General features: G+C 32.8%; 22 protein-coding genes. 13 read left to right on the forward strand and 9 right to left on the reverse strand.

The genetic code is table 11. The features are described from left to right. Positions 1-2: 2 nt before the first annotated feature. From IJE64_RS08245 to IJE64_RS08255, 3 genes are read right to left on the reverse strand one after another with little or no spacing between them, the layout of a single operon-like run. A complete protein-coding gene (locus IJE64_RS08245) occupies positions 3-908 on the reverse strand; it encodes a cation diffusion facilitator family transporter (protein WP_292784627.1) in 906 nt (301 codons plus the stop codon). Further along, positions 901-2,019, reverse strand: coding sequence for a pyridoxal phosphate-dependent aminotransferase (locus IJE64_RS08250; protein WP_292784629.1), 1,119 nt, complete (start codon positions 2,017-2,019; stop codon positions 901-903). The genes IJE64_RS08245 and IJE64_RS08250 overlap by 8 nt, the downstream gene beginning before the upstream one ends. 53 nt (positions 2,020-2,072) lie before the next feature. Next, on the reverse strand, positions 2,073-3,635 hold the full coding sequence (locus tag IJE64_RS08255) for a radical SAM protein (RefSeq protein ID WP_342765001.1): 1,563 nt from the start codon (positions 3,633-3,635) through the stop codon (positions 2,073-2,075). A gap of 503 nt (positions 3,636-4,138) precedes the next feature. On the opposite strand from IJE64_RS08255, the gene IJE64_RS08260 reads away from it, so the two are divergent. From IJE64_RS08260 to fwdF, 4 genes are all read left to right on the forward strand, one after another. Further along, positions 4,139-7,027: a transglutaminase domain-containing protein gene (locus tag IJE64_RS08260; protein ID WP_292784635.1), complete on the forward strand. Its 2,889-nt coding sequence runs from the start codon at positions 4,139-4,141 to the stop codon at positions 7,025-7,027. 99 nt (positions 7,028-7,126) lie between these two features. Further along, positions 7,127-7,585 (forward strand): phosphopantetheine adenylyltransferase, encoded by a 459-nt coding sequence (locus tag IJE64_RS08265; protein ID WP_292784638.1) that lies wholly within the window; start codon positions 7,127-7,129, stop codon positions 7,583-7,585. Positions 7,586-7,688: 103 nt separating this feature from the next. Further along, on the forward strand, positions 7,689-7,880 hold the full coding sequence (locus tag IJE64_RS08270; protein ID WP_292784640.1) for a 4Fe-4S binding protein: 192 nt from the start codon (positions 7,689-7,691) through the stop codon (positions 7,878-7,880). Between the two features lie 9 nt (positions 7,881-7,889). After that, a complete protein-coding gene (fwdF, locus tag IJE64_RS08275; RefSeq protein WP_292784643.1) occupies positions 7,890-8,906 on the forward strand; it encodes a tungsten-dependent formylmethanofuran dehydrogenase subunit FwdF in 1,017 nt (338 codons plus the stop codon). A 17-nt stretch (positions 8,907-8,923) separates the two neighbouring features. Here fwdF and IJE64_RS08280 read toward each other — a convergent pair whose 3' ends face one another. After that, positions 8,924-9,139: a class III signal peptide-containing protein gene (locus IJE64_RS08280; RefSeq protein WP_342765002.1), complete on the reverse strand. Its 216-nt coding sequence runs from the start codon at positions 9,137-9,139 to the stop codon at positions 8,924-8,926. Continuing rightward, positions 9,099-9,305 (reverse strand): class III signal peptide-containing protein, encoded by a 207-nt coding sequence (locus tag IJE64_RS08285; protein ID WP_292784645.1) that lies wholly within the window; start codon positions 9,303-9,305, stop codon positions 9,099-9,101. Before IJE64_RS08285 ends, IJE64_RS08280 begins: the two co-directional genes overlap by 41 nt. Positions 9,306-9,489: 184 nt before the next feature. Here IJE64_RS08285 and IJE64_RS08290 point away from each other — a divergent pair, with 184 nt between their 5' ends. Together IJE64_RS08290 and IJE64_RS08295 are read left to right on the forward strand one after the other, a co-directional pair. Then, positions 9,490-10,653 (forward strand): hypothetical protein, encoded by a 1,164-nt coding sequence (locus IJE64_RS08290; protein WP_292784648.1) that lies wholly within the window; start codon positions 9,490-9,492, stop codon positions 10,651-10,653. Beyond that, positions 10,653-11,363, forward strand: coding sequence for a metal-dependent hydrolase (locus IJE64_RS08295; RefSeq protein ID WP_292784651.1), 711 nt, complete (start codon positions 10,653-10,655; stop codon positions 11,361-11,363). Before IJE64_RS08290 ends, IJE64_RS08295 begins: the two co-directional genes overlap by 1 nt. A 6-nt stretch (positions 11,364-11,369) precedes the next feature. On the opposite strand, the gene rqcH is transcribed toward IJE64_RS08295, so the two are convergent. Beyond that, positions 11,370-13,382, reverse strand: a complete 2,013-nt coding sequence (gene rqcH / locus IJE64_RS08300; protein WP_292784653.1) for a ribosome rescue protein RqcH — start codon at positions 13,380-13,382, stop codon at positions 11,370-11,372. Positions 13,383-13,463: 81 nt separating this feature from the next. Between rqcH and IJE64_RS08305 the strand changes: the two genes are divergently transcribed. Further along, positions 13,464-13,736: a hypothetical protein gene (locus tag IJE64_RS08305; RefSeq protein ID WP_292784655.1), complete on the forward strand. Its 273-nt coding sequence runs from the start codon at positions 13,464-13,466 to the stop codon at positions 13,734-13,736. Here IJE64_RS08305 and IJE64_RS08310 read toward each other — a convergent pair. After that, positions 13,731-15,551, reverse strand: a complete 1,821-nt coding sequence (locus tag IJE64_RS08310; RefSeq protein WP_292784658.1) for a DUF2070 family protein — start codon at positions 15,549-15,551, stop codon at positions 13,731-13,733. The genes IJE64_RS08305 and IJE64_RS08310 overlap by 6 nt on opposite strands. 378 nt (positions 15,552-15,929) lie before the next feature. Between IJE64_RS08310 and IJE64_RS08315 the strand changes: the two genes are divergently transcribed. The 4 genes from IJE64_RS08315 to IJE64_RS08330 all read left to right on the forward strand — a co-directional run bounded on the left by IJE64_RS08315 (position 15,930) and on the right by IJE64_RS08330 (position 20,544). Further along, positions 15,930-18,212, forward strand: a complete 2,283-nt coding sequence (locus IJE64_RS08315; protein ID WP_292784660.1) for a peptidoglycan-binding protein — start codon at positions 15,930-15,932, stop codon at positions 18,210-18,212. A 228-nt stretch (positions 18,213-18,440) separates the two neighbouring features. Next, positions 18,441-18,962 carry a FumA C-terminus/TtdB family hydratase beta subunit gene (locus IJE64_RS08320; protein WP_292784663.1) on the forward strand — a complete coding sequence of 174 codons (522 nt, stop codon included), beginning with the start codon at positions 18,441-18,443 and terminating at the stop codon, positions 18,960-18,962. Positions 18,963-19,058: 96 nt separating this feature from the next. After that, positions 19,059-19,382: a hypothetical protein gene (locus IJE64_RS08325; protein WP_292784665.1), complete on the forward strand. Its 324-nt coding sequence runs from the start codon at positions 19,059-19,061 to the stop codon at positions 19,380-19,382. Between the two features lie 7 nt (positions 19,383-19,389). Beyond that, positions 19,390-20,544 (forward strand): TIGR03576 family pyridoxal phosphate-dependent enzyme, encoded by a 1,155-nt coding sequence (locus IJE64_RS08330; RefSeq protein ID WP_292784667.1) that lies wholly within the window; start codon positions 19,390-19,392, stop codon positions 20,542-20,544. On the opposite strand, the gene IJE64_RS08335 is transcribed toward IJE64_RS08330, so the two are convergent. After that, complete coding sequence (locus tag IJE64_RS08335) at positions 20,534-21,451, reverse strand: biotin--[acetyl-CoA-carboxylase] ligase (RefSeq protein ID WP_292784670.1); 918 nt, start codon at positions 21,449-21,451, stop codon at positions 20,534-20,536. The two genes, IJE64_RS08330 and IJE64_RS08335, sit on opposite strands and share 11 nt — an antisense overlap. Before the next feature lie 18 nt (positions 21,452-21,469). Next, positions 21,470-22,960, reverse strand: coding sequence for an acetyl-CoA carboxylase biotin carboxylase subunit (locus tag IJE64_RS08340; protein ID WP_292784672.1), 1,491 nt, complete (start codon positions 22,958-22,960; stop codon positions 21,470-21,472). A 76-nt stretch (positions 22,961-23,036) separates the two neighbouring features. Between IJE64_RS08340 and IJE64_RS08345 the strand changes: the two genes are divergently transcribed. Both IJE64_RS08345 and IJE64_RS08350 read left to right on the forward strand, forming a co-directional pair. Further along, positions 23,037-23,672, forward strand: a complete 636-nt coding sequence (locus IJE64_RS08345; protein WP_292784675.1) for an METTL5 family protein — start codon at positions 23,037-23,039, stop codon at positions 23,670-23,672. Between the two features lie 235 nt (positions 23,673-23,907). Continuing rightward, a complete protein-coding gene (locus IJE64_RS08350) occupies positions 23,908-24,735 on the forward strand; it encodes a putative RNA uridine N3 methyltransferase (protein WP_292784678.1) in 828 nt (275 codons plus the stop codon). Positions 24,736-24,796 lie beyond the last annotated feature (61 nt).

Here is a 24,796-nt window from a genome sequence, read left to right on the forward strand (position 1 = left end):
TTTCAATTATCTATTTTTTGGTCATGGTCATATGATAAACCAAGTGGGCATGCGTGCACCATCACATATTTTATTTCAGGAATTTCATTAGTTATATTGTCTTGAACGGTATGGACAATTTTATGGGATTCGTCCAATGTTAGATTTCCATCAAGTTGGACATGTAATGTTACGGTTGCATAAGAGCCGAAGTAATCTACTTTAATATTATGCGCATTTTGAGCATTTGGAGTATTGTCTGCAACTCTTTTTATCCTATCAATGAACTCTTTTGAAGGAACTTTTCCCATGATGTTGTTAATATTTTCTTTTCCGATGTCCCATCCTGTTTTAAAAATCAACAAACCGATTACTAATGCAATGATGGGATCCAATATGGGGAAACCCAAATTTGAAACAACAACTCCAATCAATATTGCTATTGATGAGAATATATCTGTTCTTTGATGTTTTCCGTCAGCAACAATTGCGGGACTTTTAATTTCTTTGCCTATTCGGATTATGTATCTGCTTACAGATAAATTAATGATTATTCCAAGAACAGCCATGAGGGCCACTGGAGTTTCAGGGACTGTAATTAATGATGGGTTCAGAATCCTTTCAATTGAACCTTGAAAGATTTCCCATCCGACAATGGCTAGAAATATCACGATTATTAATCCGCTTATTGCTTCAGCACGACCATGTCCGATTGGATGTTCTTCATCGGCAGGCTTTTGACCGATATAAAAGCCGACATAAGCAATAATGGAGGTTACAACATCTGATAGGGTGTGTGCCCCTTCGGAAACTAATGCATAACTTCCGCAAAGTGTTCCAACAATGATGTTTAAGGCTGTTAAAAAACAATTTGCAGTTATGGCTATTGTCGCTGCTTTTTTGCCACCTTTTTGGCGAAATTCATCCATTAACAACACGCTCTTCTAATATGTCCATAGCTTTTTTAATATTTTCATATGAATTCGCATAAGACATGCGAACATGCCCTTTCCCGTTTGAACCAAATGCTGCTCCAGGAACGGTGATTACTCCAGCATTTGCGGCTTTAATCACGAAGTCTTCATCTTCAATTTTTGGAAATACGTAAAATGCCCCTTCTGCATTAACGGTTTCGTATCCCATTTCGTTTAATCTTGTGACAATCAAGTCTCTTCTGTTTTTAAATTCATTAACCATTTTTTCTACTTCATTCTGCGGTCCGGTTAATGCTTCATATGCCCCTCTCTGAGAGGTTGTACTTGCGCAGGCTATGTTGTACTGATGTATTTTAAGCAATTCTTCTGTAAGATTTTCATTGGCAGTCAGATAGCCTATTCTAAGTCCGGTCATTGCGTAAGTTTTTGAAAATCCGTTTAAAGTGATCACGTTTTCACTATATTTTGCTGGAGAATAATGTTTTTTGTCATAGATAATCTTTTCATAAATTTCATCAGAAACAATTAAAAAATCATGGTCCATTGATAAATCGGCAATCGCTTTGATATCCTCTTTATCCATTACTGCTCCGGTTGGATTTGATGGTGAATTCAGCATTATTGCTTTAGTATTTTTGCTTATCTTATCTAAAACATCATCTGATTTTAGTTTAAATTCGTTTTCCATTGTGCAATCAACAGGCACTATAGTTCCATCAGCTATATTTATGCATGCTTCATAAGATAGAAAACTCGGATTTGGAAGGATTACCTCATCGCCTTTTTCAATGAATGCCTGGGCACACATAAATAGCGCTTCACTTGCTCCTGCAGTGACTATGATGTTTTCGGGATTTGTATTGATTCCATTTTCATTTTTAAATTTTTTAACTATTTCCTCTCTTAGTTCAATGATTCCTTTATTTGAAGTGTAATGAGTGTCATTTTCATCAAGGGATTTCTTCATTGCATTTTTAATGTTTTTCGGCACATCAAAGTCAGGTTCGCCAATGCCTAAGTTTATTGCATCAGGATTTGTCACTTCAAACATTTTTCTTATTTGTGATAATTCGATTGTTTTGGTTCTACTTGCAGGATTTATCATAATTTACCTCACTTATTATATATTATATATTATTATAGTAAAAATTATTTTTTCTAGTAATTGCCTTTTTCACAGGATCCGCAATTATAGCATGGTGATGTTTCACACCAAGGGGTTTGCTTTAAATTTTTCAATCGTCTATTTTCTATTTTTAGAAATCTTTCATTCACGCCAACATCAATATTGCTCCAAGGCAATTCATCACCAACATTGTAATTCGGGATTAGTTCTTTCCATTCCTTTAATGTAGGTTTTTTTGTCAAGGATTTTTCAATTATTGCACCAACATCACTATTTCCACAAGAGAGTATATATTGGACAAGTCCTTTTTTAGGACTTTCGAACTTTATGTTATATTTCTTCATTTCTCGTTTTATGTAACGAATCTTATTCTTAACATCTTTAAAATTATAAGTTTCCCATTGTAGTGGAGTGTGGGGTTTTGGAATAAGTGGATTTACACTGAATTTCACATTTCTTATGCTGGTGTGCATATTAGCTATTCTTTTCATATACTCCACTAACTTTTCGATATCTTCATCACTTTCACCGGGAATTCCAACTAAAAAATATAATTTGATTTTAAAGTTCAGGTCAACTGCATCTTTTATCACGGTGAAAATTTTTTCATCTGAAATATCTTTGTTTATTGCTTTTCTAAGTTTTTCAATTGATTCTGGTGCAAGTGTGATGGTTTTCAAGCCGCTTCGTTTTAAGGTTTCTAATGTTTCTTTTGTTATCGATTCGATTCTAAGTGAAGGTGTTGAAATCTGAAAGCCTTCCCTTTCAAGGCCTTCCGTTAGATTTGTTAGTTCGCCGTAATCGGAAACGGCGGCACCTATTAATGTGACCTTGTTTAATCCGGTATTTTTTCTGTTTTCAATTGCAACTTCAATCAACTTATCATAATCAGTTTCTCTCATCGGACGATAGAGATAGCTTGCCATGCAGAATCTGCAGCCTCGTGTACACCCCCTTGAAACATTCAACATTATGGAATTGTTAAAAATAGTCTGGTAGTCCTCATCATCACTTTTGCTTAGTATCGGTTCCGTAATATGGTATGCTTCATTCATATCATCCACGAGAGCTATTTTTGCTTTATTGTTAAATTCAGAAATGTAAAGCCCTTCAATATCCAAGTAATTTTTTAAATCACGACCATCTGTCTCAATATATCTGTTTAACAGTTTTTCAATGGTTTTTTCTCCCTCCCCTATGACAAAAATGTCGATATAGTCTGATAGGGGCAGGGGATTTGCCGTTGCACAGGGGCCTCCTGCAATTATTAAAGGATCTTCTTTAGTCCGATTTTCTCTTTTCAGTGGAATTTCAGCATTTTTAAGCATTTCCAATACGTTGAAGTAGTCTTCTTCAAATTGTAATGTGAAACTGATTATATCAAAGTATCTGCTGGGGGTGTTTGATTCAATGGATTTCGTATTCGGGTAAATGATTCTTTCACACCAGATATTTTCCCGTTCATTGATTTGATTATATAGTATATTGAACCCTAATGATGACATTGCTGTTCGATAGATATTTGGATATGCCAATCCAAAGCGAATATCGACCTGTTTGTGGTTTTTCATAAATAAATTTTTTTCATATAACATATAATCAACTAATTTCGTGATTTTCACTATTTTTTATTTTTTTAATTTAAATAGTTTATTCTCTCTATTATTCTTTTCAATTAATTTATTTTTCCTATTCAATACAATAATTGGTTTAATTTTGTTATAAAATATGAAAATTTGATTGTTTTTCTTGTAAAAGCTCATTACATTAAAATTTTATTTTTCATCATTCATTAAAATTTTTAACTTAAATTTAAGTTATTTAATCTTATCTTAGTTTATTTCAATATAACTATTCTTTTATTTTAATTTTATATATAATTTTAAGCTTTTTTTGCTAATTTATTGGATTTTAATGTGTTTTTTAATTTTTAAACTTGTAAAAACATTTATATAATATTAAAATAAATCTTTATCCACTCATTATGAAATACTATATTTTAGTATAATCATATTTTACTATAAAATTTTCGTAATGAGAACCAAGAGGTGGAAAAATTTCGATAAAAAATAAGGCATTAATCATATCTTTTGCACTCATGTTCTTTGTTTTACTGGGAACTGCCTGTGCAGTTGATATTAGTGCTTCAAATACAGAAGATTCAAATTTAACTAGTGATAATGTGAACGCATTATCTCAAGAAAAATTAGAAGTTTCTAGCGACAATTCTATCTCAGAAACTAATATAGTTAATTCTCATGATGATAATTTAAATGATTATCCTGGAGGCTCTGCTTTAGGTAGTGCAGCGTCTTATTATGAGGATAATGGGGATCAAAAATTAGGTCTTGCAAATAGTGATATTGGCGATTGTGTAACTGTTTCAAGTGATAATGCTGTTTTAGGTAGTTATTCCACTAGTTCTTCACTCAAATCATCAGATAAAGTGACAACTACTTTGGATGTGTCTAATACACATTATGATAGTAAAGCAGCCCAATTCAAAGTAACTTTGCAAGATGCAAACGGTAAGGCTTTAACAAAATGCAAATTATCTTTGAATGTGGATGGTAAAACATATTACGGATATACCAATAGCAATGGTGCAGCTTATGTTAAAACCACTGCTTTGTCTGTGGGCACCTATACAGTATCAGTTAACTATGCCGGTAACTCAAACTATTCCGCTTCATCACTTTCAAAGAAAGTTAAAGTGTTATCTTCAGTAAGTGGAAAAAATTTAACAAAATATTATGGTGTTGACGAGTATTATTCTGCGACTTTCTGGAAAGGAACAGCATATTTGGCTAATACTAATGTAACATTTAATATTGATGGTAAAAAGTATGTATTCACCACTGACAAGAATGGTGTTGCAGTGGCTAAAGTGGATTTAAGTCCTGGAAAATATGTTGTTAGTGCGACTAATCCTGCAACAAATGAAAAAATAACAAACAGCATCCTTGTCAAAAAGGATAGTTCAGTGTTAAACGGCACTTCAAGAGTATATATTCTTCCAAATAATTATTACACTTATAGTGTTGTGTTGACTTCCGCACATGGAGTTCCAGTAGCTGACAGTAAAGTATTCTTCACTTATGCAAATACCACAGTATCTGCAAAAACCGATTCGAAAGGGAAAGCTTCAACAGTTATTCCCCTTCTTAAGGAAGGTGCTTACAATATTACCTGCGAATTCAAAGGAAGCGAATATTATTACTCATCATCTTTCTCTGGAAAAATATGTATTAAGAATGCAACCAGCAAATTCACTGCTTCAGATTTAAAAATGAAGTATAATGACGGATCTAAATTCACTGTAAAATTTACAGATACTTCTGGCAAAGCTTTAGCAAACAAACAAATTAAGTTTTATTTGAATAATAAGTATTATACCAATAAAACCAATTCAAAAGGCATTGCTCAATTAGATATTGGTGATTTAAAGCCAGGAACATATCAAATTAAATATATGTACTCCACCAGAGGTTCAGCCGATTACAATTATGGTTATAAAAATATTACCATATTCAGAGCAAGTGTCAAACTCAATGCATGGAATTTAGTAATGAACTATAAGGACGGTTCATTATACAAGGCATACGTAAAAGATAGCTCAGGTAAACTTCTTAAAAATGCTGTAGTTAAGTTTACGCTCAATGGTAAAACTTATAGTCAGAGAACTGACGCGAAAGGGGTTGCCAAGTTAAAAATTACTTTGCCTGTAGGTTATTATTCCATATCAACTTGCGTGTCTGATTCATATTATGTTTCTAACACAGTATCTAAACATATTCTGGTAAACGGAACAAAATTTGTTGCTTCTCCTATGTATGTTGCATCAGGTTCTTCAGTAAGTTATTCAGTTAAACTTGTAGACGGCAAGAACAATTCCGTAAAGAATGCTGTCGTCAAATTCACAATTGGCGGAAAGACTTACACTAAAAAGACTGATTCAAATGGTGTTGCAAAAGTCTATTTGGGCAAACTGTCCAATGGTAATCATACTATAAAATTCAAGCATGATTCAACTTACGGCGCATCAAAAATTAAGGTAATCAATAAAGTTACTTTAAGCCAGATCATTGCGGCATCTAAAAATGTAAAAAGTTACATAGAGAAAAATGAGAAGTTACCATCAACAGTTAAAATTGGAAGCTTGACTTTCACCACTGCTGAGTATTTATATTTAGCTTCTAAAGCTATTGTAAATTTAAATTCAAGTAATAAAGCAGATATTTCAATAAAAGATGTTAAAAACCCATCAAATCCGGGATCTGCATCTAATCAAGGTAATTTATATAGTTATGTTTCAGTTGCAAAAAATTTGATAAAAACTACAGATTCAAAAGGACAAGCGCCTGATTCTGTAAATTCCACTGTCGGCACTATCGGTTATAAGGGTCTTGTTTATGCATTTGCGCGTGTCGTTGCATTTTATGGAGATAAAAATGCAATGCCTGCATATGTGGTAATCAGAACTTTAAGTAGTTCAAGTTCAACTTCAAGTTTAAACACTAAAAACACTATAACCAACTTAACTGCTTACTTGGCCGCTTCTACAAATTGCCAAGTGAATAACACAAAAATCAAACAATTGGTTGATAAGTTGACAGAAGGCCTGACTTCCGATAAAGCTAAAGCAACAGCAATATTTAACTATGTACGTGATACAATATCATATAGTTTTTATTATGATACGAAATATGGTGCTGTCGGTACTCTAAACGCTAAAAAAGGTAATTGTGTAGATCATTCACACTTGCTTGTAGCTATGTATAGAACTGCTGGAATACCTGCCAGATATGTGCATGGTGTTTGTTCATTCTCAAGCGGTACCTATGGTCATGTATGGACACAAGTATTGATTGGAGACACTTGGATAGTTACAGATGCAACTAGTGCTAGAAACTCATTTGGAAATGTTGCGAATTGGAATGCTAATTCATATACCTTAAAAGGTTATTTCCCAAGTATTTCATTCTAATTTCATTTTTTATTTTTTCTTTTTTCTTTTTTTTAAATAGCTAATAATTTATAATAGTTCTAATATAAATTTAATTAGAAATTAATTTAGGACAATATTATGGATTCTAGGAAATATAATAAAGTGGCTGTTGGCGGAACTTTTGATAAATTTCATGACGGTCATAAAAAGTTATTATCCACGGCTTTTGAAATTGCTGAAAATCTGGAAATTGGAGTTACTTCAGATGAATTTGGTGGTTTAAAAGGTGATATTGATTCTTGTGAAATTAGGATGGGCAATCTTAAATCATTTTTTAAGGATAGGTCTAATTTTATTATCGTCCCGTTGGATGACCCTTATGGAACTACAATTTATGATGGTAGTTTTGATGCGATTGTTGTTAGTGAAGAAACAGAACCTACAGCAATCGAAATTAATGAGATTAGAATTTCCAAAGGCATGAATCCTCTTGATATTGTTGTAGTTAGTTTTGTTTTAGCATATGATGGCATTCCTATTTCATCCACTAGAATTAGGCGTGGCGAAATTAATAAAAATGGGGAAATTGTATATTAGTTAAAAAATAATCGATATGTTTATATGTACATTTCGATAAATACATTAACATAACATATTTGTTATTTTTTTAATTAGATTATATGTTTTTTGAGGTGGTTATATGGCAGTAAATATTGACTCAGAAAAGTGTGGACACATCGAAAATTGTCCTGTACAAGGTTTATGTGTAAAAATTTGCGAACAAGGAGCACTCGTCGAGGAAGACGGTGATGTAAAAATTGTCCCTGAAAAATGTGATGACTGCGATCTTTGTATCCAAAATTGTCCTAATCAAGCTATTTCCAAAGCATGAGGGATTTACATGTTTAATGTTGAAAGGAGCGGAAATGAAGCCCGTAAGTTGGTCTATAAAGATGATAAATGTGTAGGATGTGGTATTTGTACTGATGTTTGTCCTACTTCTTCTTTAAGGCTAGGTCCAATCGTACCAATAGCACGTGGTTTGATTGAACTGGATTTGATTTCATGTAATGCAGATTCATGCGTTCTATGCGGATTATGTTCTGTAGCTTGTCCATTTGATGCATTATCATTGTCTATTGATGGTGAAGACATCAAAGAAATGGGCAACTATCCTAGTTGGGAAACAGAATGTGTTGTCGATGAAGAAGAATGTATATACTGTGGCAGATGTTATAAAGTTTGCCCTCGTGATGCAATTATATTTGAAAGGACTCTTCCTGAAAGAAAAGATCTGGTGAGAGGGGAAATTTCAATTGATAAGGATGAATGTATCTACTGTTCATTCTGTGCAGACTTATGTCCTGCTGAAGCTATTACAGTAACTAATGTTCCTACTTCTAGCGTTGATGTAATCAATAATTCTATTGAAGTCGACCTTGACAAATGTGTATTTTGTGGCGTATGTAAAAGAGTTTGCCCTCAAGATGCAATTAAGGAAATTTGTTCAACTTGTATGTTGCAAGATGAAATTAAAGTTCCAGAAATTGTCGGTGATACATTTATTTCAAAAGGATCTTGTGTAAATTGTAGCTGGTGTTCTGAAATTTGCCCTGTTGATGCAATTACTATTACAAAACCGTTTGACGGTACTTTGGAAGTTGTTGAAAACGAGGCAGATGAAAAGGTCTGTAAAGGCGATGCATGCCACGCATGTCAAGATGTATGTCCATGTAATGCAGTTGAGATTGTTGATGGAAAAGCAGTTACTAATTTAGATTTCTGTAACTTATGTGGTGCTTGCATAACAGCTTGTCCACAAAATATTAGAGTATTAAACAGAACTGCTATGAAATTAGATAATATTAACTCTGAATCATGGGATGAAATTTTAAACTCACTTTTAGGTGGAAAATAGAGAATTAATCTCTATTTTCAAATTTTATTTATTAAGTTATCTCGTTCTTTTTTTAGCAAGCTATTTATATTTTCCTGTGTGTTTTGTGTAATGTTGGACATGTAGCTTCCGACAAAAAGCACTATTACTAATAGCCCTCCGACTATTAAGATTAATTCAGCACTTCCCTGTCCTTTATTGTCTAGTTTTAAGTTATACATGGGTCCTGTTGTCAAGAATTGTGTTCCTAACATCTATAATGTCGTCTTTTGCTTTTAAACTTGTGTCACTTGTTTCCATATATGTTCTATATATTGTTAGTGCAAGTAATGCAATAACGATTACTCCTCCAAAAAGGAGAATGTATTCTGCTGCCCCTTGCCCCGAATTTTCATTGATTAATGCTTTCATTTTTTTCATAGTTTTCACCAGTTTAATATTGAATTTTTTTCTATATTAATATTACTATTTTATAAAAAAGTATTACTCATTATTTTTTTTCTCGTTTTTTTAGTGCTTTTTTCCATTAAATTTATTAATGGTGTTGTAGATATTCTATATTAGTTAAAATATAGAGTGATTAATAAATAGTAAGGGTGAAATCATGGGGAATACAATAAAATTAGTTTCCGGTTTTATTTTATTTGTAATTGGTATTCTCATAACATATGAGACAAGTGTATATAATTTATTGGATATTTTATTGATAGTAGGAATTATCATTTCTATTGTTGGAATAATATTGATTATTGGTTATTTCGTTGAATATAATTCTGATAGGACTACAAATAAGATTAAAGAATTTTTAAGTTCAAATGAAGTTAATAATCGTTCATTTGATAAGAAATCAAGTAATAATAACGGTCCTTTAAGGGTTAGGCCTGATTTTAATGACTATGGTGATGAGGATTATCAAGATTTGGTATTGGATGATTATGAAGAGTATGATTCAAGTCCATTTTTAGATGGAGGATATGAAGAAAATCCAAAAGCGGTTTTAAATGTAGTTCCTCAAGAAGAGACTGATTTTGATTTTAATAAACAACTAAATTTCACTCCTCATTATGAAAAACCATTAAAAGTCACTAGAGCTCCTAAAAGACGTGAAGCTGATTATTTTGAAGAAGAAATCCCTGAATTTGTAATGGAAAATGATAAATCTGATGAAATTATTCGCATGTTATCAGAGGAACAACCAATAGAGGAAATCATTCCTCCTGTTGACACTCAAACTCAAGTCGCTCCGGAAGTTGCAGAAGCTAGAGATATTAAAATTGACATTAACAATCCTGAAAGTTTGCCTGTTCCAAAATTACTTAAAAGTTATGTAATTTCTGATAATGGCCTTGTAACTTCTCAGGAAGCTTTTGATCAACTGGCAATTAATGTCAATAAGGAGATAATGTTGGAAATCCCTTCATTGAATGATTTGTCAGACAGGTTTTTGTCACATGTTCCAACCATTTATTCCAGAGTAATCATTGATGAGTTTGATGTATCCGACATGTCTTACATGTTTTTAATTTCATCTTTAATTAAACAAGGGGTTCACATTAGGACAGTTCCTAAAGTTCATACAGTTAACTTGATTACTGATGATTCCCATGCGATGATTATTTCTGAAGGTCAAAATGATTTTGAATATGGAGCAATTTATGAAGATAGGAACTCCATTTCAAATATTAGGGCTGACTTTGAAAAAACTTGGGATATTGCATCAAATTTGGATGAAAATGCCATTATTTCTGCGATGGGAGGGACTGCATAATGGAAATTAGATGGTTAGGTCATTCTGCATTTGAAATCATTAGCGATGATGATGTAAAAATTTTAATTGATCCCTTTATTAGCAATAACCCTTCATGCCAAGTTCCGGTTGAGGAATTAAACCCTGATATAATTTTGCTCACTCATGGTCACTCTGATCATTTTGGAGATGCATTGGAAATCTCCAACAGCACCAATGCCCCAATAGCTTGCATACATGAAATTTCACTCTTTTTAGCTAAACAGGGAATAAGAAATATTAGTGTTAATATAGGTGGATCATTTATATTTAGAAATATCAAATTTACCATGCTCGATGCTAAACATTCCTCAGACATTGACATTGTTGAGGAAACCGTTCCCGGCGGTAGTGCAGCCAGTTTTTTAATAACATTCGAAGATGGAACTAAGGTTTTCCATGCTGGCGACACTGGTTTATTCGGTGATATGAAAGAGATTATAGGTGAAATATACAAGCCGGATATTGTATTAATTCCAATAGGTGATAAATTTACGATGGGTCCATTCGAGGCAGCCCTTGCTTCAATGTGGTTAAATCCAAAAGTGGTAATACCTATGCATTATAATACTTTCCCGCCTATAGAGCAGGATCCGGCAATCTTTGCTAATTTTGTAAATCAGTTTAACCCAAACATTGATGTAGTGGTTATGAATCCTGATGAATATTTTGAGTATAATCCTGAAGAATAATCGGGATTAACTTTCATATTTTTTTTCATATTTTTTTCTTTGATGATATTCCTCGTCAATGTCACATTTTCCTGAAGGCAGCACCCTTATGATATCATCAAGGGTAAGCAAATCATCTTCATTTATCTTATGAATTATTTTTTTGGCAATTGCTTCTTTTTTAGTAAATCCCGGTTTTAAAACAACAAAATTTTCACAATGCGCTTCCAGGGCATCGATTGGACCGACCATTATTCTTTTTCCTTCATAATCGACGATTCCAATAGCTATCTTTACTCTTGCACCTCGTATATAATTGCGGTGGCCTCTTATTACAAATGACCCTTTAGCTAAAAATTCCCCCGCTTCAGGTGTTTTTGAAACTTGGTCTGGATGGACCCAAAACACGTCTTGGGATGTGAAACCTTTCGACCAAGCAGATGAAAATGATGCTGCAAACTCCCCAGATTCTTTAAGGATATTGTCATTTAATTCAGCACCATTTAATTTTATTGCTAGTGATGATGCACCATGTATATCTGCATGCAAATAAATGTCATTTGGCTCTAAATATTTCTTCACGATATTCTCATTTGTATTCGCATCACGGCCGCCGACAACCAGAATCCCCTCAGAGCTTAAGAACCATCTCAGTTTCTCATACCATTTGAGGTTTTTCTTGACTCTTTTTTTAGGTGTGGATATGTGTTCCATGGCTACGTCTTTTTTAGCTTTAACTTTTTCAAGTTGTTTTTTAGTATTTTCTATAGCTATGAGGGCACCTTTAGTTTTACGTTTTGCCTTTTTAGCTTTTTCATAATAAATCTCTGCATTTTCAGGAATTGTTAGCTTTGGATCGATATTTATTTTAGTGTTGTCAATATCCAAGGTTAAAACGCCTAGCTTGTCGATAGATTCATATATTTGAGCTTCATCCATCCCATCTTTTTTTGCTTTTTTCAGTGTTTTTCCAATTTCTTTAAAGGAGTAGTCTTTATCCCTTGCTGAGTTTACAACATTTACAATATTTTCAATGCTTGTGTAATTAGAGTAGATTACCTCTCCCTTATGTTGGCTTTCTTCGATAGTTGTATTAAAATTATCAAGTGTTTCTTGCTGTAAACGTAATCTTTTTTCATATTTGTTTACTTTCTTATTCCAGGCAGCCTCTTTCACATCTTTTATTGCGGAATTTATTTTTTTGGAGTAGAATTCATCGCATGCTTCGTTGAAATTGCTGTAGTATGTTTTTTTGAAATCATCATATTTGACTAAATCAAGCGGGACGACGTCCTCGCTGGTTTCGCTTTTCACAATTTGCGGTTTGGTTGATTCATTTTTCAAATTATCAAATAAATTTTTAAAGCTCTCAAACAATACGTTTAACTGTTCTTCGCTAAGTTCACTATTGGATGTGTTTTTGTCAAGTTCAATGGTTTCATTTGTCCTTTGTATGACTTCCTCTGCATAGAGGCTGCCAAGACCATTTCTTGCAAGTGTTCTTACAACATCACTGTTCTTTTTAAATATTTCTTTAAATTCCTCTTCTGTTGCTGTGATTGGATTAATTCCCCTTTCTTCAGGGAATTTATATTCTCTTTTTGAGCTTATGTCTCTATCGCTCATCAGTTTTCTTTTAAGAGGTAAAATGATATTGTTTTCATCATCTAAAAGAATGATGTTTCCTTTATCGAATAATTCCACGATGATTGTATAATATTTATCTTTTTTCACTTTTATTTCGACCACACGGTCAAAGTTGTGTTGTTTAATGCTTTCAACATGTGCGCCTTTAATTCTTTTTCTCAAAAGCATAGGAAAGGTCGGTGGTGTGGTTGGATTTTCAAGAGGATATTGGCTTGTGTGTATTCTAGAGCCACATTGCATCACTAAATCAACCCTGCCGGTTCCAGGAACATGAAATCTTATTATCACTATATCTGAGGTTGGCTGGAATGATTTGTCTACTCTTGCACCACTTAATAATTTATTCAATTCATCACTTATTGTATATATATCCACATTTGACATGGATTTCATAAAACCACCTTGTTTAATCAATACCTTAATATATTATAATCACTAAAATTATATTAATATATTTAATTATGGAGGATATCAATGGACACAACTATTAAAGTTACAAGTATTCATATTATTTTTGCACTTATTGCAGCTTTAATTTCAACCGCTTTGACTGTAGGTTGGGTCGGATTTAAAAATGATCTTTTTGCAGGTTTCGTTGCATTAATCATCTTATATTTCGTAGGCCAATTCTGTCAAAAGAAGTTTGAAGATGAGATTTCCGGATTTTCCCAATGGTTATGGGATGGAATCGCACCGTTTTTCTTCACTTGGGTTATTTCATACACTTTATTTGTAATGTATTTATAATCCACCAAAGAAAATCCATATAAATACTATTAATAATGCTGTAATCAGTAAGACTGGAGCTATGATTTTGCTGACGGCTACAACAGAACTAATTGTTGATATTAATTCTGTTGAATTTTTTGGTCCGAAAGTTTTCAAATTCTTGATTTTTTCAGTTCCAGTTCCAACTTCTACTTTTTCTAAATCTTTTATCGCTTCAACAATACTTGTTTTCACATATTCAATTATTTCGGGTCTTTTTGCAATTCCAATTGGATTATATCCTCTGGAAAGCGTATTTACTGTATGAGTATCTGTTGTCATTACTTCAATTTCATCTATTTCTAAATCTTTCACAGCATCTATGATTTCCTGCCTGAATCCAATTTCCATGTTGTTTGAATCAAATAAAACGTATGCAGTCCTTTGACCATCGACTTCAATTACCATTGTCTTAATTCCACTTTCACCTATTCCCTCCTGCTTGTCCATGGTCTCCATGGAATTTTCGTAGCAACCTATTTTGATTGATTCCTTATCCTGGTTGGCATCAATTTTTTCAATGACTTCAATTAGATGGAACACTTCTGAATTTCCAGGAAGGACTTCGCCACTTTCGGGTTCGAATGAATTATGGCAATCGACAATGATTGAATCTTCAACGTTACATTTGCTTCTACTTTGGGCCATCATTGTAAGCCCAACACCAAATTCAATATCGTCAACCGCTTCCGGAGCAAAAGTTGATAAGATTACCATTCCTTCATTGAAGAATTGAACTCCAATATTGGCCTTTTCAGCATTGTACCTTACAAATTTGCTTGCATTTGGTGAATATTCGACCTTTTTTAAACCTTCTTTTACAGTGTTTTCGATTTTATCGATTTCAGAAACTGCAATTGGATTAAAATCATGTGTTGAAGGGCCATGTGCAACCATTGTGAAATGGTCGAACTTGTTTGCAAGGAGTGTTGGCATATTGGACCCTCCCAAATCACCCAATGGTCCTGGATGAACTGATGGGGAGATGAATAATGCTTTTATTCCATTTTCATTTTTAAAACTAACGAAAGTAACTACGGTATCAATAGCTTCGCCCATTGTTTCAAATAGGCCTTCAAGGGAATTTGATCCTTCGTTCATATGGGCAATGAATAAACTTAATAAATCCAAAACTCCAATGCCCAAATTCTTTTGAAATGGTGATGCAATAATTGTGATGAATGCATAAATGGCTAAAACAAAGATTATTGCTGCAACAATTGCTTTAATAGTGATTTGTAAAATAACTGGGCCTATGAAGCTAGTGTCAATAAACAAGAATGTGATTAAAGTATACATTGTAAGTATAAGTATAGGTTGAATCAAGCCGGTTATTGCGGCTACTGTAAAGCGAACTTTGGATGTTGCCCAGAATACTAATGTATTGAATCCATATATTAAAACACAACCGAATAGCATGGAATTTAAAAATATGTCTGTGTTAATTAACCATGATACAATGCATCCTAAAATTATGACTATGCCTAAAAAGGTCATGGAAAGACATGATAAGAACATTGAATGTTTGATTTTCAGGTTTATTCCATGAAGCATGCTGATAATTTGTTGATTAAGAAAACCACTCATCATGGAGGTGATTCCGAAAACTAATATTCCATATAATCCTCCGTAAATTAATTCTTCTACAATCCATTGGTTGGGTGTCAAATCAATTAAAAAAATGGTGCTTCCCAATAAAAAGCTTAGAATTATAATTCCCATTGCAGAATATCTGGTTTTTGGCAAAGTTGTAATAAACTTTGATAGTCCTGCAACACTACTCATGCTTGACATATGATTTTATCCTACTATTTTTTATTAAATACTCATATATAAATTGGTCATAACAAATATATTAAATTTATCAAATAATGTATTTCACTTATCAACTTGGCGCATGTGATTAATAATTAATTAATTTCTATCCTACGATATCATCTGAAAAATAATGTTTTAAACAAAACCATAAAGAAAAAATATATAATATCTAATTTTTAAAATTAATATTACGAAATGAATATAATTTATTTTTGATTAAAAATTTATAAAATGGGGGGCTAAAATATTAGCAAAAATAAGAATATAATAAACATTTTAAGTTTATTTCTACTAATAGCGATAATATTTTGTTTTATAAGTTCTTCAAGTGCAGTAGAACTCTCTGAGAGTGATATGGGTCAAAATATTGGGGATAATATAACTGATAATATCGAATATGGTAATCAAAATGCATATGCTGAAAATTCAAACGATGATTCGACTGATTATTTAGGAATGATTGAAGAAACTGAAGTGGAAGAAAATTCAGGTATGATTTATGTTTCTACAGATGGTAATGATTCAATTGCGGATGGAAGCAAAAATAATCCATATAAAACAATTAATAAAGGAATAAATAACAGTGATGAAGGATCAACTATCTATTTGTCAGAGGGAACATTCGATGAATTTAACCTCACTGTTGATAAAGATTTGACTATTGTAGGGGTAAAGGACAAGACTGTTGTAGATGGAAAAAAGATATCCAGAATATTTCAAATGGGTTCCGGCGTAAAATTAACATTAATTGGACTGACTTTAATTAATGGGTATGATGGAGGAAAAAACGGCATCGGAGGAACCATTTATAATAATGGAGGGGAACTTACTTTAATAGATTGTACAATAAAGGACTCTAATGCTGGCCTTAATGGGGGTGCAATATACAATGATAAAGGAGCATTAACCATAATAAACTCAAATATCATTAATAACTCCGCATCTAAATATGGAGGGGCCATATATTCCTTAGGCATTACAAAAATCGAAAACTCATTCTTTACAGAAAATCACGTTCTATATATGGAAGGAGTTGGGGGAGCTATTGCATGTGGAGGGACTGCATCTTTTAACAATAATTTGTTCTTAAAGAATTATGCGATATACTCTGCGGGAGCAATACTTAATTTAGCAAATGCGACAATTAATAATTGTAGTTTTATCAATCAATATACTAATTATACTGCAGGAGCAATCAGCAATCATAATCACTTAATAATCAATAACAGTCAATTTATTGGTGGATATGCAAGATATTATGCGGCTGCAATTCTCGCACCTCCAAGTGGGCAGCATGTTGTGACTGAAGTATACAATACCATTATTGAAGGAAACTATGTGACAAATCATGCAGCAGTATCCAACAACTTCAAAGACACTGAACTTAAAATGGAAAACTGCGCTATTGTTGATAATTACATCCTTCTTAAGAGTGGCCCTGCATATGGAGATATTGCATTGGATGACAATGCTTCCGTATTATATTGCTGGTGGGGCAAAAATGAGGTGGGCAATTATTATTCCCCACATAGCGGTGATATTGAACCATGGAAAATAAATGCATCAAGATGGCTAATAATGACTTTCACATCAGATAATGGAATAGTGTATCAACACGAAAACAACATATTAACTGTCAGCTTGCATCAATACTTTGATAATGAAACAAAAGAGATATATGATTATGATACGTATATTAACTTGCCTTTGACTGTTAAATTTTATACAGGCACTGGAAAAACAATAAAGAATGTCGTACTCAATAATGGAACTGCTACAATTAGTTATTCTCCAGAGCCAAATGTAAGGGCCGTTTACGCTCAATTAAACAATCAAATTTTGGAAATTCCAGTAAAATCTAAAAATGACTCTAAAATCACAGTTAATGATTTCACAGGTTACTATAAATCAAACGAAAAGTTAGAAGTGAAATTGACAGATGCTGATGATAATGGCCTTTTCAACAAAACCGTTAATTTAACAATATCCGGAAAAACTTATAGTGCAAGGACAAATCAATCCGGAATAGCGAATTTTGCAATTGATTCATATCCTGGAACCTATAATGCTGAAATAAGTTTCATTGATGAGGATTACAAAAATCAAATTAAAGATATTAATGTAAACATTCTAAAAAACAATACATCTATATTTGCAAAAGATCTTGTAAAATTCTATAATGACGGCAAGAAATTAACTGTAAAATTGATAGACAATAATAAAAAACCATTAGCCTCTAAAAAGGTTAAACTCACTATCACAGGCAAAAACTACTATTGTACAACTAATAGTAACGGAATAGCTACTTTTGCTATAAACAATAAAGTGGGCAATTACAATGTAAGAATCTCGTTCGATGGAGATAAGGTATATCAAAAATCTCAGGTGAGTGCTAAAGTTACAGTTAAATTCAAAACAGTTTCCAAAGGCAGTAAGGATAAGGCTATGGTTAAAAAAATACAAGTAGCTCTAAAAAAGAATGGCTATTCCCGCATCTATAAAGGTAGCTACTTAAAGATTGATGGTGTCTATGAAAAATTAACAGAAAAGGCAGTAAAGCAATTCCAAAAAGATAAGGGATTGAAAGTAACTGGAAAAGTAGATGAAAGCACAGCTAAAAAACTAAAAATAATATAGGGAATCTTTTTAAATTCTCTATAATATTTTATTTTTTTTTTTAAATCTAATTTTTGCTATCAAATTGGCCGCATACGAATTTTGAAAAATAATAGATTGTTGGGATGTTCTCAGATTATTGAGCAATTTTTTCCCAATATATTTTTAGCCATTAACTTTATTTAATCAAAAAATTTTATATATTGTTAGATATTATTTTTTTTAATCATGATAAATTAAGGTGGGGAAATGGAAAGAAAATTGAATGTTCCGATTAAAGACGAAAATTTATGTGAGCTAAATGCTGGTGATGTGGTTTATTTAACTGGAAACATCATCACTGCTAGAGATCAGGCTCATAAACGATTGCTTGAAGAGGGTGCTCCTTTAGATATTGATGGGGCTGTTTTATTCCATGCCGGACCAATTATCTCTAAAAATGATGAGGAATATGAAATGGTGGCTGTAGGTCCTACAACATCCATGAGAATGAATCCTTATCAAAGTGATGTTTTGGATATGGGTCCTAAAATCGTCATTGGAAAAGGTGGAATGGACGATAGTGTTCGCGAAGCATTGGTTCGAAACGAGGCAATTTATGTAGTGGCTACTGGAGGATGCGCCGCATTATATGTCGATGCCGTTGAAAAAATTGAAAGTGTTGCCTGGTTAGACTTGGGAATGCCTGAAGCGATGTGGAATTTAAAAGTAAAAGATTTCGGCCCTCTCATTGTTGCAATGGACAGTCATGGAAATAGTTTATATGACTGATTTTAAAATTAAAACCTAATGCTTATATATAATTTCATTTATAGTATATTTTAATTTATACATAAATTGTAAAAATATTTTTTTGGAAGTGTAATTATGGCTGATATTAATGAGTTAGCAGAAAAAAAATTGAAATCAAGAATCAGAAAAATTAAAAAATGCAATAAAGACGAAACTGAAAAACAGAAATTTTTTGACCAATTAGGAACTTCATTCGAAATATTTTTCCCAAATAAAAAACCTGAAGAGCTCAGTGACAGCTTAATCATTTGGACAACTCCTGAAGGAAAAGTAATTGATGCTGAATATTCTTATGAGATTCCTGAAAATGAAGAATATACTTCTATTCCTGTTTCTGAAAAAGATTTAAAAGCGATTTTAATATCTTTAGAAGATTTCAAATTCGAATTTTCTGAATAATGATTATATGATTATTAATAATTCCTTAGATGAAGTTAAAAAAAGAGAGAATGCTCTTTCAATTATTAAAGAGATAGTTGAAGATAGTGGTAGAAATTCCCTTTTTGACTTAACTGGATTGTCAGGAGGTTTTATTGCATCGCCTTCTGAAATTAGCCTTTTAGAAACATATGTTGGTCCAGCTATTTTTGAAGAAGAATTGCAGGAGGTTGGTAGGCAGCATATGGGTGGGGAGAAAATTCTACCTTTAAACAGAACTTCTTCCGGAATATTAGCTACAATTTTAGCTCTCGTTAGTAAAGATTCAAATGTTGTACATTATCTTGCACAATTGCCTGCACATCCATCAATTCCAAGAAGTTGCAAGTTAGTTGGCGCTAATTATTCTGAAACTGATGTTTTTAAAGAGTTTTCAATACCTGAAAACACTTCATTGGTTATAGTGACAGGTTCTACAATGGATCATAAAGTAATTGATGAGGATGAATTTAGGCAGGTTATTGACATGGCTCATGAAAAGGGCATACCTGTCATGGTTGATGACGCATCAGGAGCAAGACTTAGAACAGTTGTTTTCAATCAACCAAAAGCATGTGATTTGGGTGTGGATATTGCCATTACAAGCACTGATAAATTAATGCCGGGTCCAAGAGGCGGTTTGATGGCAGGGAGTGAAGATTTAATTGATAAAATAAAAATAAAAGTTAATCAATTTGGTCTTGAGGCCCAGCCCCCATTAGTTCTTGCAATGCTAAACGGTATTAAAAGTTTCAATGAGGAAAATTTAATCAACAGCTTTTCAAGAAAAGAGGATCTAATTGAACTGTTAAATTCAAAATTTGATAATTTCAAAACCACCCCTACAGGAGTCATGATTACTCCCGAAGGCTTGGCAAATGAAATAAATCTAAATCATAACCTGTCCGAAAATGATTTGGCTTTTGTATTCTCATTTATTTTATTAAAAGAGTATGGAATTATTACGATTCCTGCAGTTTCAATGCCTGGTGCATCAGCAACAATAAGATTTGACCTATCCACCAATGATGCATTTAATATGGATTTAAATGATTTATGTAAAAAAATAGAATCTTCATTTAATAAGCTACAAGAAGTAGTTATTAATGAAGATAAATGTAGGGAGATTGTATTTAGTTTTTGATAATACATTCTCCGGAAATAACTTTTTCTAGGCTTCCATCAATTTTTTCTACAATTAAAGCCCCTTCTTTACCGATGCCTACAACATAAGCATCGTAATATGTGTTGAAAGGTTCTCTAACTTCTACAATTTTTCCAATGGTATATGAACGTTTTCTCCATTCTTTTAGGATTAGCTCATAATCTTTTTCATAGAAAATCTTAGCAATCTTTTCGAACTCTTCCAGGAATATTTTAATTAAGAGATTTTCATTGCCCTCCCTTCCGAGTTCTTTTTTAAGTGTTGTTGTTCCATCCTGTAATTCTTTAGGGAAATCATTCACTTCCAGATTAGCATCAATTCCCACACCTACGATGACATTTTCGATGGTATTGAATTTCGCGACAGCTTCTGTTAGAATTCCGCAAACTTTTTTGCCGTTTATCATTATGTCGTTAGGCCATTTGATTTCAGGGTTATCAACACCGATTCTTTCCAGTGTTTTTGCAACTGCCACTCCTGTAGATAGTGTAATTAATGGCAATCTGGAATGGTCTACATTAGGATTCAATATGATGGATAGCCATACTCCACCTAATGGTGATTCCCATGATTTTCCAGACCTGCCTTTTGCTTTTGTTTGCTTTTCAGAGATAATGACAGTTCCATTTTCAACGCCATGCCTTGATAAGAATTTGGCTACGGTGTTAGTTGAACTAACCTCCTTGTAGATATATAACTCCTTACCAATATAAGATGTGTCCAAGCCTTCTGTAATTTCAGATTGTTTTATATACTCAGTATCTTCTTTTCCAAGTTCCTTTACAACATTAGAAAAGTCGTTTACATCAAAATTTTTTATTTCATTTATTGTTTCATCTGAAATTTTATTTTCTTTTTTTAATAATTTAACAATTTCATCTTGCATTGATTAATCTCCAAAAAGTTATTTTTGCATCTGTTGACTTTTAATAGCATTCTGATATGATCCAACAGCTGCGGAAATTGCGGCTATTTTCTTTCCTGGCATGAATGTTGATTTTAGTTTATTTACGTATTCCGCATCTTCTTCAATAACATTTGCCATTTCAGCATCGATACCTTTTTTGTGTTGGTCAATAAAATGAGTATTCAAATCTCCAGAAATGAAATTCGGATTTCTGAGGATTGCTTTGTGGAATGGAATAGTTGTTTTCACGCCTAAGATGATATATTCCCTTAATGCCCTTTTCATTCTATTTATTGCATCATTTCTATTTCTGCCGTAAGTAATCAGTTTTGATATCATTGAGTCATAGAAGGTTGGAATTGTATAGTTCATATAGACTCCACTGTCTAAACGTATACCTGGACCTCCAGGTGACCTATATCCAGTAATTTTTCCAGGATTCGGTGCAAAATCATTCAATGGGTCTTCAGCATTAATACGGCATTCGATTGCATGGCCTGAAACTTGGATATCATTTTGTTGATAGCTCAATTCGTCACCTGCAGCTATCTTAATCTGCTCTTTAATCAAATCAGTATTGGTTATGAGTTCTGTAATTGGGTGTTCAACTTGGATACGAGTATTCATTTCAAGGAAATAGTAATTACCATCGTCGTATAGGAACTCTACAGTACCTGCACTTGTATATCCGATGTATTCTGCGGCTTTAACTGCACTGCCACCCATTTCCGCTCTTAGTTCCTCAGTCATGATTGGAGAAGGAGCCTCTTCAAGAAGTTTTTGATGTCTCCTTTGAATGGAACATTCCCTATCTGCAACATGGACTACATTTCCATGTTCATCTGCTAAGAGCTGGAATTCAATGTGACGTGGTTTTTCAAGATACTTTTCAATGAAAACGGTTGAATCCCCGAAGTTGGTTGATGCAACGGATTGTGTAGATTCAATGGCGCGCACGAGCTCATCCTCTTCATAAACTGCACGCATACCTATTCCTCCACCACCTGCTGAAGCTTTTACAATCACAGGATATCCGATTTGGTTTGCAATTTCCTTAGCTTCTTCGATATCAGTCACTCCTTCAGGTGTACCTTCGATTACTGGAACTCCTGCTTTTTTCATGAGAGCTTTTGAAGTGATTTTATCTCCCATTTGGTTAATTACTTTTCCAGAAGGTCCAATAAGTTTTATTCCATTTTTTTCACATTCTTCTCCAAATTTTGAATTTTCAGCTAAAAATCCATAACCTGGATGTATAGCATCTGCTCCTGATTCGAGTGCAATTCCTATTATCTTCTCTATATTCAAATAAGATTTTGCCGGAGATGGATTTCCTAAAGGATAACTCTCATCAGCATATTTTGTATATAGGGAAGTTTTATCTGCATCGGAATAAATCGCCACACTTTCAATATCAAGTTCACGACATGCTCGCATGACTCTTATTGCGATTTCTCCTCTATTTGCAATCAATACTTTTTCAAACATGTGAAACCTCAAAGTAAATTTTTTTATAATATATAATATTATATTTATTTAGATAATTATTAAATATGTTGATTTTATGAAAAAAATTACAAGGAAAAAACATTTGGAAATGAGACTTCAATCTGTTCCGCCCCACCCTAAGCCGAAAGTGGGTCTTGAACAGTATGCCACACCTTCAAATATTGCATCCGATTTGATTTGGAATGCCTCATCATTAGGAGACATTGAAAATAAGAATATTTTGGATTTGGGTTGCGGTAGCGGGATTTTTACAATCGGTTGTGGATTGATGGGCGCTAATTTATCCTGCGGGGTGGATGTCGATGGGGATTCTATTGATTTGGCTAAAAAAACATCAGATGAATTTAAACTTCCCAATGTAAAATTCTGTTTAAATGACATAAATCAATTTGATAACTCTTTTGATGTGGATACAGTTATTCAAAATCCCCCTTTTGGATCTCAAAAAAATGCAAGGCATGGTGAAGACTTGAATTTTGTTACAAAAGCGATTGGAATGGACCCTAAGGTCTTGTATTCATTTCATATGGCATCAACAGAGGACTTCTTAATTAATTTTTACAAGGACAATGGTTTGGATATTACCCATATTTTCAGATACAATTTTCCAATTCCAAAAATATATGAGTTTCACTCTAAAGAAATTCAAAATGTTGATGTTATTGTGTTTAGGGCATTATTAGATTTTTAAATTTTGAATAAATCTTATTTTTTTATTTTTTTATATTATAAAACAATACCTTTATATAGTGGTTATTACAGATTTTATATTAATATATTCTCTGAGTATAAAAAAGTTGGTAGCATAAAAAGAGCTACGGATATTATAACTGATATAATATTTTGTAAATGTGTAAGTCTATTTAGTGATAGCTATATAAATGTAGGGTAATCTTTATATACTTTAGTTTACATAATGTAAGGTAATGTATAAAGATGAGCTATCTATATTTATTCCGAATTCGTTTCTTTCTGAGTCTAAAGACCTTAAAATTCGTACTTATAAAGTTGGGATTTTAGGAAGAGCTTTAGCTATTTTTCAAGCAGATAACGTGATTATTTATAATGATAATCATGACAAAAATGAAGATGGAGAACTTGATGGAGATTTTATTGCTGAAGTTTTGGAATATATGAACACTCCTCAATATTTGAGGAAGAAAGCATTTCCTATAATGCCGGAATTAAAGCACGTTGGAATTCTTCCACCACTTAGGACTCCTCATCATCCTGTCAATGATCAACCTGACGTCGGTGATTATAGGCAAGGATTCACTGTTAAAAGAAATAAGAAAGGGACTTATGTTGATATAGGTATGGATAAACTTGCATTCTGTAAAGAGCAACTTACTGTTAAAAGAATTTTTGACTTTAAGATAACTAAGATTGCTAAGAAAGAAGTAATAGTCACACCTGATAAACCAGATGACGTTTACTGGGGATATAATGTAATGTCCTCTAATAAGAGTCTTAAAAATAGCTTAAAATTAATTAAACCTGATCTTGTTGTTGAAACTACAAGATATGGAGATTATATTGATTCTATTTTTGATGAATTAAAACATAAAGTAGATGAATGTAAAAGTATTGCTATTTTATTTGGTGGCCCTTATTCTTCAATCGAAGAAGATGTTTCTAATGCGAATTGGGATTTATTTAAAGTAAATACAATTCCAAATCAAGGAACTGAAACTGTTAGGACTGAAGAGGCAGTTGTCGCTACACTTTCTTTATTTAACTTTATGAGATTTTAATTCTCTTTGATTTATTAGTCTTATCACGCTAATAGATAACTTGCTCAACTTTTTATACATT

The sequence above is a fragment of the Methanobrevibacter sp. genome (assembly GCF_017409525.1).
In the GTDB taxonomy this organism is placed as follows: domain Archaea; phylum Methanobacteriota; class Methanobacteria; order Methanobacteriales; family Methanobacteriaceae; genus Methanocatella.

Bases quoted from the DNA above. Each gene is read 5' to 3' on its own strand.
- IJE64_RS08245 (WP_292784627.1), bottom strand. From the start codon at position 908: ATGGATGAATTTCGCCAAAAAGGTGGCAAAAAAGCAGCGACAATAGCC.
- IJE64_RS08250 (WP_292784629.1), bottom strand. From the start codon at position 2,019: ATGATAAATCCTGCAAGTAGAACCAAAACAATCGAATTATCACAAATA.
- IJE64_RS08255 (WP_342765001.1), bottom strand. From the start codon at position 3,635: ATGTTATATGAAAAAAATTTATTTATGAAAAACCACAAACAGGTCGAT.
- IJE64_RS08260 (WP_292784635.1), top strand. From the start codon at position 4,139: ATGTTCTTTGTTTTACTGGGAACTGCCTGTGCAGTTGATATTAGTGCT.
- IJE64_RS08265 (WP_292784638.1), top strand. From the start codon at position 7,127: ATGGATTCTAGGAAATATAATAAAGTGGCTGTTGGCGGAACTTTTGAT.
- IJE64_RS08270 (WP_292784640.1), top strand. From the start codon at position 7,689: ATGGCAGTAAATATTGACTCAGAAAAGTGTGGACACATCGAAAATTGT.
- fwdF (WP_292784643.1), top strand. From the start codon at position 7,890: ATGTTTAATGTTGAAAGGAGCGGAAATGAAGCCCGTAAGTTGGTCTAT.
- IJE64_RS08280 (WP_342765002.1), bottom strand. From the start codon at position 9,139: ATGTTAGGAACACAATTCTTGACAACAGGACCCATGTATAACTTAAAA.
- IJE64_RS08285 (WP_292784645.1), bottom strand. From the start codon at position 9,305: ATGAAAAAAATGAAAGCATTAATCAATGAAAATTCGGGGCAAGGGGCA.
- IJE64_RS08290 (WP_292784648.1), top strand. From the start codon at position 9,490: ATGGGGAATACAATAAAATTAGTTTCCGGTTTTATTTTATTTGTAATT.
- IJE64_RS08295 (WP_292784651.1), top strand. From the start codon at position 10,653: ATGGAAATTAGATGGTTAGGTCATTCTGCATTTGAAATCATTAGCGAT.
- rqcH (WP_292784653.1), bottom strand. From the start codon at position 13,382: ATGAAATCCATGTCAAATGTGGATATATATACAATAAGTGATGAATTG.
- IJE64_RS08305 (WP_292784655.1), top strand. From the start codon at position 13,464: ATGGACACAACTATTAAAGTTACAAGTATTCATATTATTTTTGCACTT.
- IJE64_RS08310 (WP_292784658.1), bottom strand. From the start codon at position 15,551: ATGTCAAGCATGAGTAGTGTTGCAGGACTATCAAAGTTTATTACAACT.
- IJE64_RS08315 (WP_292784660.1), top strand. From the start codon at position 15,930: ATGGGTCAAAATATTGGGGATAATATAACTGATAATATCGAATATGGT.
- IJE64_RS08320 (WP_292784663.1), top strand. From the start codon at position 18,441: ATGGAAAGAAAATTGAATGTTCCGATTAAAGACGAAAATTTATGTGAG.
- IJE64_RS08325 (WP_292784665.1), top strand. From the start codon at position 19,059: ATGGCTGATATTAATGAGTTAGCAGAAAAAAAATTGAAATCAAGAATC.
- IJE64_RS08330 (WP_292784667.1), top strand. From the start codon at position 19,390: ATGATTATTAATAATTCCTTAGATGAAGTTAAAAAAAGAGAGAATGCT.
- IJE64_RS08335 (WP_292784670.1), bottom strand. From the start codon at position 21,451: ATGCAAGATGAAATTGTTAAATTATTAAAAAAAGAAAATAAAATTTCA.
- IJE64_RS08340 (WP_292784672.1), bottom strand. From the start codon at position 22,960: ATGTTTGAAAAAGTATTGATTGCAAATAGAGGAGAAATCGCAATAAGA.
- IJE64_RS08345 (WP_292784675.1), top strand. From the start codon at position 23,037: ATGAAAAAAATTACAAGGAAAAAACATTTGGAAATGAGACTTCAATCT.
- IJE64_RS08350 (WP_292784678.1), top strand. From the start codon at position 23,908: ATGTATAAAGATGAGCTATCTATATTTATTCCGAATTCGTTTCTTTCT.